The sequence below is a fragment of the Pseudomonas sp. QLc11A genome (assembly GCF_052112305.1).
GTDB lineage: Bacteria > Pseudomonadota > Gammaproteobacteria > Pseudomonadales > Pseudomonadaceae > Aquipseudomonas > Aquipseudomonas laurylsulfatiphila.
On record NZ_JAVAJJ010000012.1, the window covers coordinates 82,934 to 99,869 of the forward strand.

Sequence of the window (16,936 nt, forward strand, 5' to 3'; positions counted from 1 at the left end):
GCAGCGGGGGTAGCCATTTCATTAAGGGATTGCACAGTTTCAGATCAACGATGCATCACGCAGGCTTGGTTTCCGCCAACGCCTCTTGCGCCAACTCCTTCTCGGCTTCCTTCAGATCATCCTCGCTGATCATTTCCGCGATAACCCGCAAGCGCTCCACGACCCGCGCGTTCACGCTGCCTTCAGGGAACTCGCCATTTTCGTCCGGTTCGCCGGCCGGCTCGCCGACCAGCAAACTCAAGGCTTCGTCGGCCTGACGGACCGCGTACACATGGAACTGCCCCGCACGCACCGCCGCCAGCACCTTCTCGTCGAGCATCAGCGTGGCGACGTTGGCGTGAGGAATGATTGCCCCCTGCTCGCCCGTCAACCCGCGGGCTTCGCACAGACGGAAGAAGCCCTCGATCTTCTCGTTGACCCCGCCGACCGCCTGCACTTCGCCGAACTGGTTGATCGAACCGGTGATGGCAAAGCACTGTTTGAGCGGGGTTTTCGACAAGGCCGAGATCAGGGTGCAGGCCTCGCCCAGGGACGCACTGTCGCCATCGACATAACCATAGGATTGCTCCAGGGCGATGCTCGCGGAAATCGCCAGCGGGAATTCCTGGGCGTAGCGGCTGCCCAGATACCCCGTGAGGATCATCACGCCCTTGGAGTGGATCGGCTGGCCGAGGTTGACCTCGCGCTCGATGTCGACAATACCGCTGCCACCCGGGTACACCGTGGCGGAAATCCGCGCCGGTACACCGAAAGCCGAGTCGCCGACCTCCAGCACGGTCAAGCCGTTGCACTTGCCGACCGCTGCGCCATCAGTGTCGATCAGGATGATCCCGGCCAGCATGTCGTCGAGAATCCGCGCCGAAACCCGCCCGGTTCGCGTGGCCTTGGCCTTGAGTGCCCGTTCGATGTGCCCGGCGTCGGTCATTTCATCACCGGCCAGGTGGCGGATGAAATCGGCCTCGCTGACCAGCTGGAACAAGTCACCGATACGCGCCGACAAGCGCCCCTGGTGCTCGGCCAGGCGGGCGCTGTAAGTCGCCAGACGCGCCACCGCATCGGCCGTCAGCGGTGCCATGCCTTCTTCGGAAGTACGGGTTTTGAGCAACTGGGCGAACTGCTCCAGGCTCTCGTCAACCATCGGGATGTCTTCGTCGAAATCCACCAGGACGCGGAACATCTCCTGGAAGTCCGGATCGAGGTCTTGCAGCGTGTAATACAGCTGACGGGCACCGATGATGACGACTTTGACCTGCAGCGGAATGTGTTGCGGTGTCAGGGTCACGGTGGCCAGACGGCCCAGCTCGCCCAGCGGTGATTCCATTTTCAGCTTGCGCGATTGCAGGGCGCGTTTCAGCGCGTCCCACACGAATGGCTCGCTGAGCATTTTGTCCGCTTCAAGGATCAGGAAACCACCGTTGGCCCGGTGCAAGGCCCCCGGCCGCAGTTGGCGGTAGGTGGTATACAGCGCGCCCTGGTCGGTGCTGTATTCGATACGACCGAAGAGGTTTTCGTAGGTCGGGTGCGGCTCGAACACCACCGGCGCACCGCCGCTGGCCGAGTGACCGACCACCAGGCTCGGCGCGTATTGTTCTTCCAGCAACTTGCGGGCGACAGCGTCGGTCTTGCTGTCGTCCACCAGTTGCTCGACCACGGTCTTGAGCAAATACACCTGCATCGCTTGTAGATAACCGCAAACCGCCGCGTTCTCGGCGTACTTCTCCGACAATGGCGACAACAAGGGTTGCAAGGCCAGGGTGATGGTCTCTTCGTTCAGATGACGCAACTGGTTGCTCGACTCACGCTTCCATTGCGGCAGGCTGGCGAGCTCTTCGTTCAGGCGCTCTTCCAGTGCCGAAATATCCTCGTGAAAGCGCTCGCGTTCGGCTTCCGGCAACTGGGCGAATTCAGCTTCGTCCAACGCCTTGCCGTCGCCCATCGGGGTGAAGGCGATATTGCTGGCGTCGCGGTAGAGCGCGACGTCCTTTTCCAGCGCCAGACGCTCGATGACGTCCAGGGCCTTGTCGTAGCGCTGGTTGAAGGCGCGGTCGATGCCACTTTTCTTCTGTTGGTAGGACGGATGCTCGAAGACAGCCGGAAACGTCGCCAGCAGGTTGTCGATCAAGCCGTTGATGTCACTGATGAAGGCACCGGCGGTGCCCGACGGCAGTTCCAGTGCGCGCGGCTCGCGCGGCTCATCGAAATTGTTGACGTAGACCCAGTCAGCCGGAGTCTGCAGGCGCTTGCCTTCGGCCTTGAGGTAGCGTTTGACGAACGAGAACCGGCCAGTCCCGGGTTCGCCCATGACGAATACGTTGTAACCGGGGCGTGGCATGGCCACACCGAACTGCAAGGCTTCGACCGCACGTTCCTGGCCAAGCACACCGCGAAAGGGCTCCAGATCATTGGTGGTAGAGAAGCTGAACTGTTCAGCGGAAAACGGACGGGTCAGCGCTTCGGGCGCTAGACGCAAGCTGGCAGCAACAGGATCAGGCATCGGGCTTCCTTAACAATCAGGCGGGGCAGATGGCAGCATTCTGGCGCTGCCCATGCCCGACTGGCAAGGAGTGCCGCAGGCCAAAGCATAGACAAGCCGAAACCCCGACGTAGAGCCGCGCCAAATCACTGTTTGCGACGATTGTTTTTGCAAAAAATCACGGAACCCCGCGATCGTGCCTAAACTCCAAACTGCGCGGCTGGACTAATGACCGGCCCACTGGCACCAGACGGGCCAGAACCCCTTGTCAAACTGGTATGCACATAAAGAGAACAAAGCTATGAAACGGATTCTTCTTGGTACTCTCTTCACCGCTGTATCCATCAACGCCATGGCTCAGGCGCCAGGCGGCCCGGATTGCGGTTGGGGCAACATGCTGTTCGAAGGCCAGCGTGGTACTCCGGCTCACTTCCTGGCATCCACCACCAACGGCACTTCCGGCAACGCAACCTTCGGCATGACATCCGGCACCAACGGTTGCGCAACCAATGCGTCGCTGACCTACGGCGGCAAATCCTGGTTTGCCATGAACGGCATGATGAACGAACTGTCCGAAGACATGGCCAAGGGTCAGGGCGAAGCGCTGACCACCTATGCCGTGGTACTGGGCGTAGCGCCGGAAGACCGTGCGCACTTCGCCGCTGTCACTCATGAGCACTTCCAGCAGATCTTCAGCAAGGCTGACGTGACTGCCGAAGATGTGCATACCAACACCCTGGCCGTGCTCAAAGCCGACCCTCGTCTGGCCAAGTACGCAACTCAAGCTTAAGCTCGACCCGCCCCGCTTCTTTCGGGAAGCGGGTTTTGTTTTTGGACCTGCCCCCTTTTTGGGTAATGCCAACCATCAATTGCGCTGGTCCTGGTTTTTTTCCTGTTTAAGTTGCCATCTATGTTCAAACGCCTTGCCTGGCTGGCGCTGTGTGTCTGCGCCCCACTGTCCGCCGCGCCTCACATCGACCCACAACGCTTGCAGCAACTGGCCAACGACCCTTTCTGGATATCCCTGGGCCATTACGAAACCGCCAAGCTCGGCGGCTGGCGCAGCTATGTCAGCGACCGGAAATTCTTCCTCGCCACCGATGGCAACGAACATCCGGACCATGAACTGGCGGCGACTGTACAAGCCTTGTATGCCCCGGCCAGTGCCGGTGAACAACATGCGCAATGCGTCTACCCGGCGCGCACCCGCTGGCTGAAGGAACAACTCGACCTGACCGGTCTGCCAACGCCGGACTGCGCAGCGTTCAAACAATGGTTCAAGGACGTCTCGCCCGACAGCGCAGTGATGATCTTCCCGGCGGCCTACCTGAACAGCCCCTCCTCGATGTTCGGCCATACCCTGCTGCGCATCGACCAGGCCGAAGTGAAGACCGACAAGACTTCGCTGCTCAGTTACGCGATCAACTTCGGCGCCTACATCGAGGGCTCGGACAACAGCATCATCTATGCCTGGAAAGGCCTGATGGGCGGTTATCCCGGCCTGTTCGCGATGGTGCCCTATCAGGAAAAACTCTCGGAATACCGCAGCCTGGAAAACCGCGACCTGTGGGAGTACCGCCTTAACCTGACCCCACAGGAAACCGCACGCATGGTCGAGCACGTCTGGGAGCTGAAACAGATCAAGTTCGACTATTTCTTCTTCGACGAAAACTGCTCATACCGCTTGCTGGAACTGCTGCAAGTGGCCCGTCCGGGCCTGCGCCTGACGGATCAATTCCCGCTCACGGCCATCCCCACCGACACCGTCAAGGCCGTGAAAGCGGCCGGGCTGGTGGAATCGATCCAGTATCGCCCGTCCCGGGAGCGCGAGTTGCTCAGTCGCGCCGAGCCGTTGAACCCGCAAGAGCAGCAATGGGTGCTGAAAGTCAGCGCCGACCAGAAACAACTGCACGATCCGGCGTTCAAGGCACAACCCCGCGACCGCCAGGCGCTGATCATCGATGCCGCCTATCGCCTGGAGCGCTATCGCGCCAACGGCCAGGAACGCGATCCGGCGCGCGCCCAGCGCAGCTTCGAACTGCTGCGGGCGATCAACCAGAACCCGGCGCCGGAGCTGAATATCCCGCAACCCGGCCTGCCTGAAGACGGTCACGAGTCGCGCACCTGGCAGCTCGGTCTCGGCACCCGTGGAGACAAAGCCTTTGGCGAGTACGGCTTGCGCATGGCTTATCACGACCTCAATGACAACAGCGAAAGCTTTCCCCTTGGCGCGCAGATCGAAATCCTGCAATTGAAACTGCGCCAGTACGAAGGCAACGACTGGCAGGTGCAGCAACTGGACCTCGCAACCATTCGCTCCCTGACCCCGCGTAACGAATTGCTGCAACCGCTGTCATGGCAAGTCACGGGTGGCCTGGAACGGGTGCCGGGCAAGCACGATGACCAAACCCTGGTCAGCCATGTCAACGGCGGTGGTGGTGGAACCTGGCAACTGAGCGAGGACATGCTCGGATTTGTCCTGGGCACTGTGCGTATCGAGCACAACAACGACTTCGCCGAATTCATCGCGCCGGCCGCCGGTTTCAACAGTGGGGTGCTGTGGAAAAACCCGCTGGGCAATTTGAGCCTCGAAGCCAAGGGCGACTTTTTCACCAATGGTGAAGTGCGCCGCAGCCTGAGCCTGAAGCAGCAATGGGAAATCTCCCGCAATCTCGGACTGCGCTTGAGCGCCCAGCGGGAGTTCAGCCATTTGGCGTCGGCCGAGAACGAAGTGATGCTTGAGCTGAAGTGGTATCACTACTGATCCCAACGCCACGTACCCTTGTGGGAGCGGGCTTGCTCGCGAAAGCGGTGTGTCAGTCAGCATTAATTTTGAATGACAAATCGCATTCGCGAGCAAGCCCGCTCCCACAGGGGTACGTGGCGCTCGACAAAATGCATACACACCTTTCACAAACACCCGACGCATCCACTTCTAGACTTTCCTTATCAGCCGCGTATCGGCCTGGCAGCAGAAGGATCAGAATGCCGCCCGGGCCTGTCACTCGCCGTAAGTCGCTTTCAGACATCCAGTGAAACCAAATGCCTGCGACCATGGCCCAAATTCTATATCGGGAGAATTTCATGAGTCGTGCCTTCGTCAATGAAGATAACGCCGCCGCGCAGGCCGATCAGCCAGTCGAACGCCAGGTCAGCGCGCAGCCCAATTACGTCACGCCGCAAGGCCTGAGCCTGTTGCAGGGTAAAGTCGCTGAACTGCAAAGCCTGCACGCCGAACAATCGGCAAAAGGCGAGCAGGCGGACAAGCAGCGCCTGGCCGATCTCGAACGTGATCTGCGTTACTTCAAGCAGCGCCTGGGCAGCGCTCAGGTGGTACCCGCCGCGACTTCAACCGAAAAAGTGCAGATCGGCAGTTGGGTAACCTACGCCGATGAGCACGCCACCGAACGCCGAGTACAACTGGTGGGCGAAGATCAGGCCGATGCCGCCCACGGCCTGATCAATTGGGGTTCACCGCTGGGGCGGGCACTGCTCGGTGCACGACTCAACGACGAAGTGCTGTGGCAGCGCCCTGCCGGGGATCAACTGATTGAAGTGATCCGCATCGAGCCGACTTAGACCACGCCCTGGGCAAGCATGGCATCGGCAACTTTGACGAAGCCCGCGATGTTCGCCCCCTTGACGTAGTTGACCCGACCATTCTCTTCGCCGTAATGCACGCAGGCGTGGTGAATCGACTGCATGATCGCGTGCAGCTTGCTGTCCACTTCGCCACCGGTCCATGCCAGGCGCATGGCGTTCTGCGACATCTCCAGTCCGCTCACCGCCACGCCACCGGCATTGGACGCCTTGCCCGGCGCGAACAGAATATCGGCGTCGATGAACAGGTCCACCGCCTCCAGGGTGGTCGGCATGTTCGCGCCCTCGGCCACGCAGATGCAGCCGTTGCGCAGCAAGGTGCGAGCGGCTTCGGCGTCCAGTTCGTTCTGCGTCGCGCACGGCAGCGCGATATCGCAGCTCAGGCTCCACGGAAGCTCACCTGCGCGAAACTCCAGGCCAAAACGGCCGGCCAGTTCACGGATGCGCCCGCGCTGTACGTTTTTCAGTTCCAGCACCGCCAGCCATTGCTCCTCGGTCAAACCGCTTTCGCAATACAACGTGCCTTCGGAGTCGGACAGCGAAATCACTTTGCCGCCCAGGTCCATGACCTTGCGCGCCGCGTATTGCGCAACGTTGCCGGAGCCGGAGATCGCTACGCGTTTACCTTCCACGGCCAGACCGCGGCGCTTGAGCATTTCTTCGGCGAAGTACACGCAACCGAAACCGGTGGCTTCCGGACGAATCAGGCTGCCGCCGTAGCTTGGACCTTTGCCGGTCAGCACGCTGGTGAACTGGTTGCTCAGGCGCTTGTACTGACCGAACAGGAAGCCGATTTCCCGCGCGCCGACACCGATATCCCCGGCCGGCACGTCAACGTCCGCGCCAATGTGGCGGTACAGCTCGCTCATGAAGGCTTGGCAGAAGCGCATGACTTCCGCGTCGCTTTTGCCTTTGGGGTCGAAGTCAGAACCACCCTTGCCGCCGCCCATGGGCAGTGAAGTCAGGGAGTTTTTGAAGGTCTGTTCGAAGGCGAGGAATTTCAGGACGCCCATGTTCACCGACGGGTGAAAACGCAGGCCACCCTTGTACGGGCCGATCGCGCTGTTCATCTGGATGCGGAAACCACGATTGACCTGGACCTTGCCCTGATCGTCGACCCACGACACGCGAAACACCACCGCTCGCTCCGGCTCGCAGATGCGCTCCAGGATGCCGGAGGTCAGGTAATGCGGATTGACTTCAAGAAAAGGCCACAGGGTACGCAGGACTTCTTCGACAGCCTGGTGAAACTCGGGTTGATCCGGGTCGCGTTTTTTCAGGCGCGCAAGGAAGGATTCGACGGATTCGATCATGGAAAAGTCTCGGCAAATTTATTGTCGTTGGAGGAGATTGAGCCGGACTGTAACAAACGATTCGCGCACAAGAACAGAGCAAAATGTCGCATTAATGAAATTAAATGGTGCGAATGATATAAATAAACCCTATTTTCCAGGTCATTCATGCACCTTAATGGGGAGAGCAACTCAAGTCTTGCACCAACAGTTACATCGCCATCGCTGGCAAGCCAGCTCCCACAAATTTTGGCCGAGCACACATTTTGGGCATTACCCAAACCCTGTGGGAGCTGGCTTGCCAGCGATGAATCCACCTCGGTATCCCTGAAAAAACGCGCAAAAAAAACGGAGCCCGAAGGCTCCGCTCTTTATGCAACCAACCCGAAATCAGGCCAGTTTCTTGTGCCGTACACGATGCGGCTGGGCAGCCGCTTCGCCGAGACGCTTTTTACGGTCGGCTTCGTACTCGGTGTAGTTGCCTTCGAAGAACACCGCTTGCGAGTCGTCTTCGTACGCCAGGATGTGCGTCGCGACGCGGTCAAGGAACCACCGGTCGTGGGAGATCACAATGGCGGCGCCCGGGAAGTCCAGCAGGGCCTCTTCCAGGGAACGCAGGGTTTCAACGTCGAGGTCGTTGGACGGTTCGTCGAGCAGCAGGACGTTGCCGCCCTCTTTCAGGGTCAGGGCCAGGTGCAAGCGACCACGCTCACCACCGGACAGGTCCTTGACGAACTTCTGCTGATCGCCGCCCTTGAAGTTGAAGCGACCAACGTAGGTGCGCGACGGGATCTCGTAGTTGCCGATGCGGATCTGGTCGGAACCGTCGGAAATCTGCTGGAACACGGTCTTGCTGCCGTCCAGGTCTTCGCGGCTCTGATCCACGCAAGCCAGTTGCACGGTTTCGCCGACTTCGATGCTGCCAGAATCCGGCGTTTCCTTGCCCATCAGCATGCGGAACAGGGTCGATTTACCAGCACCGTTACCGCCGATCACGCCGACGATGGCGCCTTTAGGCATGGAGAACGACAGGTTGTCGATCAGCACGCGGTCGCCATAACCCTTGGTAACGTTCTTGAATTCGATGACCTTATCGCCCAGGCGCGGACCGGCCGGGATGTAGATCTCGTTGGTTTCGCTGCGCTTCTGGAATTCCTGCGATTGCATCTCTTCGAAGCGTTGCAGACGAGCCTTGGATTTCGACTGGCGGGCCTTGGCGCCTTTGCGCACCCATTCCAGTTCTTCCTTCATGGCCTTTTCATGAGCCGACTGCTGCTTGGATTCGGCAGCCAGACGATCGGACTTGGCTTCCAGCCAACCCGAATAGTTGCCCTCGTACGGAATGCCCGCACCGCGGTCGAGTTCCAGAATCCAGCCAGCGACGTTGTCCAGGAAGTAACGGTCGTGCGTGATCGCAACCACAGTACCCGGGAAGTCGTGCAGGAAATGCTCGAGCCATGCAACGGAGTCGGCGTCCAGGTGGTTGGTCGGCTCGTCGAGCAGCAGCATGTCCGGTGCGGACAGCAGCAGGCGGCACAGGGCCACACGACGCTTTTCACCACCGGACAGGTGTTCGACCTTGGCATCCCAGGCGGGCAGGCGCAACGCATCGGCGGCGACTTCCAGCTGGCGCTCCAGGTTGTGGCCGTCGCTGGCTTGCAGGATGGCTTCGAGCTTGGCCTGTTCGGCGGCCAGCTTGTCGAAGTCGGCATCCGGATCGGCGTATGCCGCGTAGACCTCGTCCAGGCGTGCCTGGGCGTCCTTGATCACGCTGACCGCTTCCTCGACCACTTCACGCACGGTCTTGGTCGGATCCAGTTGTGGTTCCTGCGGCAGGTAGCCGATGTTCAGCTCCGGCATCGGACGGGCTTCGCCCTCGAATTCGGTGTCGACGCCAGCCATGATTTTCAACAGCGTGGACTTACCCGAACCGTTGAGGCCGAGGACACCGATCTTGGCGCCGGGGAAGAACGACAGAGAAATGTTTTTCAGGATTTCCCGCTTCGGCGGAACAACTTTGCCCAGCCGATGCATGGTGAATACGTATTGAGCCATGGAGAACCTAGGGTCAGTGACTGATGAATGATTAGGGCACAGGCGAAGCCTGGCCAGGCTGTGCGCGTCACCCGATTGAGAGCTTTCAATATAGGCGCGCTGAAAAAGCCTGAGTATGGGGGCGTTCTCAATTAGTTTCCACGCCGCGTTGTCGCCTTAAAGCGGGCCAGGCAAGGCGCAGGCCGCTGGAAATGGTCGCTCCCTTTCCAAGGCCTGCAACGCAGCCTGGCCCGCTTTAAGGCACAACCCGAAGGGCCGGGTCTGCTGTTGTGCAGGGCTGCGTTGCTCGAAGCTTATTTGGAATGACCAAACCACGCTTCTCGCGCCTTGCCCTGCACAACAGCAGACCCGGCGCGGTGCGGAAACTAATTGAGAACGCCCCCCCGGAGCTGGAACGCTCCCGCGTAACCGGCAAAGCTACCTTAATGACCGATGGCAGTCCAGCCGACGGGCTGGGGCTGGCACTTCGCCACAACTCAAGGCATGCTAGCCGCCCTTCGGGCGTCCGGCTTATAGTGCACGTCGCGCCAGTCCAGCCAAACCGCAGGATTACAGCTTGTCCAATGTCCCTCCGCCCCTGACTTCCAGTGCGCCGACCATAGCGCCCGGCTCCCCTCTGCGCGGAACCTTGAAGGGCACCTTGGCGACACTTGCATTGTTGCTGCTGGCATTGCTGTTCTGGCAGTTGCTCGATCAGTTGCGCGAAACCCAGAAAAACCAACGCCAGTACACCATCGACTACACCGCCGATCTGGCCGCTCAGGTCAGCCTGAACATGGCACTCAACGCCCAGATTGCCCTCAACCTGTTGCCCATCTTCGAGCAACCGCAGGATGCCGATGAACTGCAGGCCCTGCTGCGCAAGCTGCAACAGTCGCTACCGGAACTGCGCAGCCTGGCCTTGCTCAGCCCCTCGGGGAAAGTCATCAGTGACAGCGCTCCCGACAGCGAAGACAGTGACTACCTGGGTGATCTGGTACGCCGCAGCCGCGCCCAGGCGCACTACTTCAGCAACGCCACCGATGGCTCCGTGGTGCATTTATTGCTGCATCAGGCCAGTGGCAGTTCCCGGGGCTACTGGGCCTTGCGCCTGACACCGACCTTCTTTTCGTCCTTGACCAAGCAAAACGAGACCGGAAGCCGTCCGTTGTGGCTGGTGGAAAACCGCATCAATCATCAGATCATCAGCCGTGACGAAGGATTGCCCTCGGTCAATCCGGGCACACTGACCGAGGACGATGTCGCCAACAGTGTGCTGACGGTTCCGCTGAGCAGCAGCGATTGGCAATTGCGCGGCTTGTTTGACCGTCAGCGCGTACTGGAAGCGCTGCTTCCGGCGTTCATCGGCAAATGCCTGCTGGGCCTGGCGTTTTCCATGCTGCCGTTCATCGCTTTGCTGAACATGCGCCGGCGTCAACGCCAATTGAATGAAGGCCGCCGGCGTTATCAGGACATTTTCGAAGGCACCGGTGTGGCCTTGTGCGTCCTCGACATGTCCGGGCTGAAGAGCTTTTTCGACAAGGCACACCTGCAGGACAGCGAACAACTGCAAGCGTGGCTGGCGATCCCGGAAAAACGCCGACAACTGCTGCAGGAACTGCGGATCACAGAGGTTAACCAGGTCGCACTGCAGTTGCTCAATGTCGATAACGCCAATAAAGCCTGGAAGCTGCTGATCGACGGCCATCCCCTGGACGGCACCGCCATCGGCAACCAGGTGCTCGACGCGGTGCTCAATCAGCAGCAACAGCTTGAGCTGGAAATCAAATTGCAGGATGCCGGCGGTCGCGACCAGCACCTGTGGCTGGTACTGCGCCTGCCGCAAACCCAGGACGACTATAAATCGGTAATTTTGAGCATCACCGACATCACCAGCCGCAAGCTCATCGAACTGTCGTTGCAGGAACGCGAAGGGTTTTGGTCGGACGTGGTGCGTACCGTACCGGATCATCTGTATGTGCAGGATGTAATCAGCCAGCGCATGATCTACAGCAACCACCATCTGGGCCAGACGCTGGGTTACAACCGCACAGAACTGCACCAGATGGGCGAATACTTCTGGGAAATCCTCCTGCACCCCGAAGACGCCGACTATTACCACCGCTCCCGCCAGATCCAGCGCCAGGCCGGTTATCGCCAGTTGATGCAGTGTCAGTTGCGCTTCCGCCATCGGGACGGCCAGTGGCGACGCTTCGAGATTCGCGAGCAGGCACTGGCGCGGGACAACGAGGACCAGGTCACGCGGATCATCGGCGTGGCCAAGGACATCACCGACCAGATCGAAGCCAGCGAATCCCTGCGCGACAGCGAGCAGCGCTACCGCATGCTCGCCGAAAGCATCAGCGACGTGATTTTCTCCACTGACAACCGCCTCAACCTCAATTACGTCAGCCCTTCGGTGCAAGCCGTGCTGGGCTATGACGCCGAGTGGATCTTCCAGAACGGCTGGCAATCGACCATCGCCAACCCGCAACAACTGACCGGCATCTACCACCTGATGGACCGGGTCAGCAAGGCGCTGGATCAGCCGGACCAACTGGCGGTGTTACGCAGCCAGGTACAAACCCAACTGTTCCTGTTCGATTGCCTGCGGGCCGACGGGCGCAAGATCCCGATCGAACTGCGCCTGGTATTGGTCTGGGACGAGCACGGGACGTTCGAAGGCGTACTCGGCGTCGGTCGCGACATCAGCCAGCAACGCCGGGCCGAAAAAGACTTGCGCATGGCCGCCACGGTATTCGAGCACTCGACCTCGGCGATCCTGATCACCGACCCGGCCGGCTATATCGTCCAGGCCAACGAAGCCTTCAGCCGTGTCAGCGGCTATGCCGTGGAACAGGTGCTCGACCAGTTGCCGAACATGCTGACCGTCGACGAGCAGCAGGAAGCGCATCTGCGTTATGTGCTCAAGCAATTGGGCCAGCACAGTACCTGGGAAGGCGAAGTCTGGCTCAAGCGCCGCAACGGCGAGCATTACCCGGCCTGGGTCGGGATTACCGCCGTACTCGACGACGAAGGCGACCTGGCCAGTTATGTGTGTTTCTTCAGCGACATCAGCGAGCGCAAGGCCAGCGAGCAGCGGATTCATCGCCTCGCCTACTACGACGCCCTGACCCACCTGCCCAACCGCACGCTGTTCCAGGATCGCCTGTACACGGCATTGCAATCGGCCGAACGGCAGAAGTCGTGGGTGGTGCTGATGTTCCTCGATCTCGATCGTTTCAAACCGATCAACGACTCCCTCGGCCACGCCGCCGGCGACCGCATGCTCAAGGAGATGGCCACGCGCCTGCTCGGTTGCGTCGACGATGACGACACGGTGGCGCGCATGGGCGGTGACGAATTCACCTTGCTCCTGCAACCGCGAGCCAACCGTGAAATCGCCTTGAACCGGGCCATCCACGTGGCCGAACAGATACTCGCCAGCCTGGTGAAACCCTTTGTGCTCGAGGGCCGCGAGTTCTTCGTCACGGCCAGTATCGGCATCGCCCTGAGTCCGCAGGACGGCAACGAACTCAGCCAGTTGATGAAGAACGCCGACACGGCGATGTACCACGCCAAGGAGCGTGGCAAGAACAACTTCCAGTTCTATCAGGCGGACATGAACGCCAGCGCCCTGGAGCGACTGGAACTGGAAAGCGATTTGCGCCATGCCCTGGAACAGAACGAATTCGTGCTGTATTACCAGCCGCAGTTCAGCGGCGACGGCAAGCGCCTGACCGGTGCCGAGGCGCTGTTGCGCTGGCGTCATCCCCGCCGCGGGCTGGTGCCGCCGGGGGACTTCATTCCGGTGCTCGAAGAGCTCGGGCTGGTGGTGGATGTCGGCGACTGGGTGATCAGCGAAGCCTGCCGTCAACTCAAGGCCTGGCATCAGGCCAGGGTACGGGTGCCGAAGGTGTCGGTGAACATCTCGGCGCGGCAGTTCTCCGACGGCCAGCTCGGTACGCGAATCGCCACCATCCTCAAGGAAACCGGCCTGCCGCCGGCGTGTCTGGAGCTGGAACTCACCGAAAGTATCCTGATGCGCGAAGTCAGCGAGGCGATGCAGATACTCGCCGGCCTGAAGAACCTCGGCCTGAGTATTGCAGTCGACGATTTCGGCACCGGTTACTCATCGCTCAACTACCTCAAGCAGTTCCCGATCGACGTACTGAAAATCGACCGTACCTTCGTCGACGGATTGCCTTCGGGCGAACAGGATGCGCAGATCGCCCGGGCGATCATCGCCATGGCCCACAGTCTTAACCTGGCGGTGATCGCCGAGGGTGTGGAAACCCACGAGCAGCTTGATTTTCTAAGGGAACACGGTTGCGACGAGGTGCAGGGTTACCTGTTCGGCCGGCCGATGCCGGCGGGGCGGTTCGAAGGGCAGTTCAGCAATGATGCCCTCTTCATGTTCGACTGAGGTTTGCAGCGCGGCAATTGGCCTCATCGCGAGCAAGCTCGCTCCCACAGGTTTTTGGGGTGTACGCACCATGTGTGAATACCAAAGACCTACTGTGGGAGCGAGCTTGCTCGCGATGAGGCCGGCACGATCACCGCTGATCCCGTCATGAAGCCCACTTGTCTGCGACATGATGCCGTTTCATATGCCATCTAAAACCCATTGGGTTAGAATGCCCCCCTTTTCCGCCCCCGATCCTTGAGGACCGCCATGTTCAGCCGTGATTTGACTATTGCCAAGTACGACGCCGATCTCTTTGCCGCCATGGAGCAAGAAGCTCAGCGCCAGGAAGAGCACATTGAGCTGATCGCTTCGGAAAACTACACCAGCCCTGCTGTGATGGAAGCTCAAGGCTCGGTACTGACCAACAAGTACGCCGAAGGCTACCCGGGCAAGCGCTACTACGGTGGCTGCGAGTATGTCGACATCGTCGAGCAACTGGCTATCGACCGCGCCAAAGAGCTGTTCGGCGCCGACTACGCCAACGTTCAGCCGCACGCCGGCTCGCAAGCCAACAGCGCCGTTTACCTGGCCCTGCTGTCGGCCGGCGACACCATCCTGGGCATGAGCCTGGCCCACGGCGGTCACCTGACCCACGGTGCCAGCGTTTCGTCCTCGGGCAAGCTGTACAACGCCATCCAGTACGGCATCGACGCCAATGGCCTGATCGACTACGACGAAGTCGAGCGACTGGCCGTTGAGCACAAGCCGAAAATGATCGTGGCCGGTTTCTCTGCCTACTCGCAGATCCTCGACTTCCCGCGCTTCCGTGCAATCGCCGACAAGGTTGGCGCGTACCTGTTCGTCGACATGGCCCACGTGGCCGGTCTGGTCGCCGCTGGTGTCTACCCGAACCCGGTTCCATTCGCTGACGTCGTGACCACCACCACCCACAAGACCCTGCGCGGTCCACGTGGCGGCCTGATCCTGGCTCGCGCCAACGCCGACATCGAGAAGAAGCTGAACTCCGCAGTATTCCCGGGCGCCCAGGGCGGCCCGCTGGAGCACGTGATCGCAGCCAAGGCGATCTGCTTCAAGGAAGCGCTGCAGCCTGAGTTCAAGGCATACCAGCAACAAGTGGTGAAAAACGCCCAGGCCATGGCCAGCGTATTCATCGAGCGTGGCTTCGACGTGGTTTCCGGCGGTACCCAGAACCACCTGTTCCTGTTGTCGCTGATCAAGCAGGAAATCTCCGGTAAAGACGCCGACGCCGCTCTGGGCAAAGCGTTCATCACCGTGAACAAGAACTCCGTGCCAAACGATCCACGCTCCCCGTTCGTCACCTCCGGCCTGCGCTTCGGCACTCCGGCTGTGACCACTCGTGGCTTCAAGGAAGCAGAGTGCAAGGAACTGGCCGGCTGGATCTGCGACATCCTGGCTGACCTGAACAACGAAGCGGTAATCGACGCCGTTCGTGAGAAGGTCAAGGCCATCTGCAAGAAGCTGCCGGTGTACGGCGCTTAATTGCGACGTTAAATCCGCAGCATGAAAAACCGGCCAAGTGATTGGCCGGTTTTTTTTCGCCCGCGATTTCCCTTTAGGCCACTGGTCAGACCGGTCATGCCAATTTTATGCTTTCCACTTGTAATCGAGAAAAAATCCAGCGTAGACTGCGCCTGCACTGGACATACCGGTAAGACCACAATAATTAAGTCCTGAATCTGATGTGCCCCGCACACGGCAGCCAGGACACCGACCAGGATTCCTCCCATGCTCAGATGGTGCTCGCGTTCAATCTTCCTCCAAGTGGTTCTCGGACTGGTGCTCGGCATCGTCTGCGGGCTGACCCTTCCCGAATACTCCGCCCAACTCAAACCCCTCGGCGACGGTTTCATCAAGTTGATCAAGATGCTCATCGGCTTGATCGTGTTCTGCGTGGTGGTCAGCGGCATCAGCGGCGCCGGCGACCTGAAAAAGGTCGGGCGCATCGGTCTGAAATCGGTGATCTACTTCGAAGTGCTGACCACTATCGCCCTGGTGATCGGCCTGGTGCTCGCCTTCAGCACCGGCATCGGCAGCGGCGCGAACATTCATCTGGAGCAGCTTTCCGCAGCCGACATGGGCGATATTGCCCAGCGCAGTCAGCACATGCACACCACTGCGCAGTTCTTGATGAACCTGATTCCGACTTCGGTGATCGGTGCCTTTGCCGATAACAATATCCTGCAGGTCCTGCTGTTTTCAGTGTTGTTCGGCAGTGCCCTGAATCTGGTGGGCGAGGCGGCATCGGGTATTTCGCGGCTGATCAACGAACTCAGCCATGTGATCTTCCGCATCATGGGCATGATCGTGCGGCTGGCACCGATCGGTGTTTTCGGTGCGATCGCCTTCACCACCAGCAAATATGGCCTGGACTCGCTGCAGCACCTGGGCAGCCTGGTCGGCCTCTTCTACCTGACCTGCGTTGCCTTCGTGGCCCTGATTCTCGGCCTGGTGATGCGCCTTTCCGGCTTGAAGATGTGGCCGTTGCTCAAGTACCTGCGCGAAGAACTGCTGATCGTCATGGGCACCGCTTCGTCCGACGCGGTGCTGCCACAAATCATGCGCAAGCTTGAGCACCTAGGCATCGGCAGTTCAACGGTCGGCCTGGTGATTCCAACGGGTTACTCGTTCAACCTCGACGGTTTCTCGATCTACCTGACCCTGGCCATCGTGTTCATCGCCAACGCCACCGGCACGCCGCTGGCCATGACTGACCTGCTGACCATTCTGCTGGTGTCGCTGATCACATCCAAAGGCGCCCACGGTATTCCTGGCTCGGCGCTGGTGATTCTGGCGGCCACCCTGACAGCCGTTCCGGCAATTCCGGTGGTGGGCCTGGTATTGGTGCTGGCCGTGGACTGGTTCATGGGCATCGGCCGGGCGCTGACCAACCTGATTGGCAACTGTGTGGCGACCGTGGCCATCGCGCGGTGGGAAAAGGACATCGATGTGCAGCGGGCGAACAAGGTACTTTCCGGCCAGGCGGGTTATACCTTTCAGCCAAGAAAACCGGTTGCTCAAGCGGCAGCCAAAGAATTCTGAATGATCGCCGTGCCTGCCGACCGCAGGCACGGCTCGTGGAGCGAACAA

Annotated in this window: 9 protein-coding genes; 6 read left to right on the forward strand and 3 right to left on the reverse strand. The window is 60.1% G+C overall.

Annotated elements, in window-relative coordinates; translation table 11 throughout:
- Positions 1-55 precede the first annotated feature (55 nt).
- Positions 56-2,494, reverse strand: a complete 2,439-nt coding sequence (locus Q8X48_RS18185) for a Lon protease family protein (RefSeq protein ID WP_126052828.1) — start codon at positions 2,492-2,494, stop codon at positions 56-58.
- A 280-nt stretch (positions 2,495-2,774) separates the two neighbouring features.
- Between Q8X48_RS18185 and Q8X48_RS18190 the strand changes: the two genes are divergently transcribed.
- From Q8X48_RS18190 to Q8X48_RS18200, 3 genes are all read left to right on the forward strand, one after another.
- Complete coding sequence (locus Q8X48_RS18190; RefSeq protein ID WP_007970900.1) at positions 2,775-3,263, forward strand: DUF3015 domain-containing protein; 489 nt, start codon at positions 2,775-2,777, stop codon at positions 3,261-3,263.
- A gap of 120 nt (positions 3,264-3,383) precedes the next feature.
- Positions 3,384-5,237, forward strand: coding sequence for an Lnb N-terminal periplasmic domain-containing protein (locus tag Q8X48_RS18195; protein WP_407801059.1), 1,854 nt, complete (start codon positions 3,384-3,386; stop codon positions 5,235-5,237).
- Between the two features lie 320 nt (positions 5,238-5,557).
- Positions 5,558-6,052, forward strand: a complete 495-nt coding sequence (locus tag Q8X48_RS18200; protein ID WP_007970897.1) for a GreA/GreB family elongation factor — start codon at positions 5,558-5,560, stop codon at positions 6,050-6,052.
- On the opposite strand, the gene gdhA is transcribed toward Q8X48_RS18200, so the two are convergent.
- Both gdhA and ettA read right to left on the reverse strand, forming a co-directional pair.
- The gene (gene gdhA / locus Q8X48_RS18205; RefSeq protein ID WP_407801057.1) at positions 6,049-7,386 is read right to left on the reverse strand and encodes an NADP-specific glutamate dehydrogenase; all 1,338 of its coding nucleotides are present in this window, start codon (positions 7,384-7,386) and stop codon (positions 6,049-6,051) included. The two genes, Q8X48_RS18200 and gdhA, sit on opposite strands and share 4 nt — an antisense overlap.
- 369 nt (positions 7,387-7,755) lie before the next feature.
- Positions 7,756-9,420, reverse strand: a complete 1,665-nt coding sequence (ettA, locus tag Q8X48_RS18210; RefSeq protein WP_007970893.1) for an energy-dependent translational throttle protein EttA — start codon at positions 9,418-9,420, stop codon at positions 7,756-7,758.
- 556 nt (positions 9,421-9,976) lie between these two features.
- On the opposite strand from ettA, the gene Q8X48_RS18215 reads away from it, so the two are divergent.
- The 3 genes from Q8X48_RS18215 to Q8X48_RS18225 all read left to right on the forward strand — a co-directional run bounded on the left by Q8X48_RS18215 (position 9,977) and on the right by Q8X48_RS18225 (position 16,888).
- Positions 9,977-13,825: a bifunctional diguanylate cyclase/phosphodiesterase gene (locus Q8X48_RS18215; RefSeq protein WP_407801054.1), complete on the forward strand. Its 3,849-nt coding sequence runs from the start codon at positions 9,977-9,979 to the stop codon at positions 13,823-13,825.
- Positions 13,826-14,074: 249 nt separating this feature from the next.
- On the forward strand, positions 14,075-15,328 hold the full coding sequence (glyA, locus tag Q8X48_RS18220; RefSeq protein WP_007970889.1) for a serine hydroxymethyltransferase: 1,254 nt from the start codon (positions 14,075-14,077) through the stop codon (positions 15,326-15,328).
- A gap of 246 nt (positions 15,329-15,574) precedes the next feature.
- The gene (locus Q8X48_RS18225) at positions 15,575-16,888 is read left to right on the forward strand and encodes a C4-dicarboxylate transporter DctA (RefSeq protein ID WP_015096905.1); all 1,314 of its coding nucleotides are present in this window, start codon (positions 15,575-15,577) and stop codon (positions 16,886-16,888) included.
- Positions 16,889-16,936 lie beyond the last annotated feature (48 nt).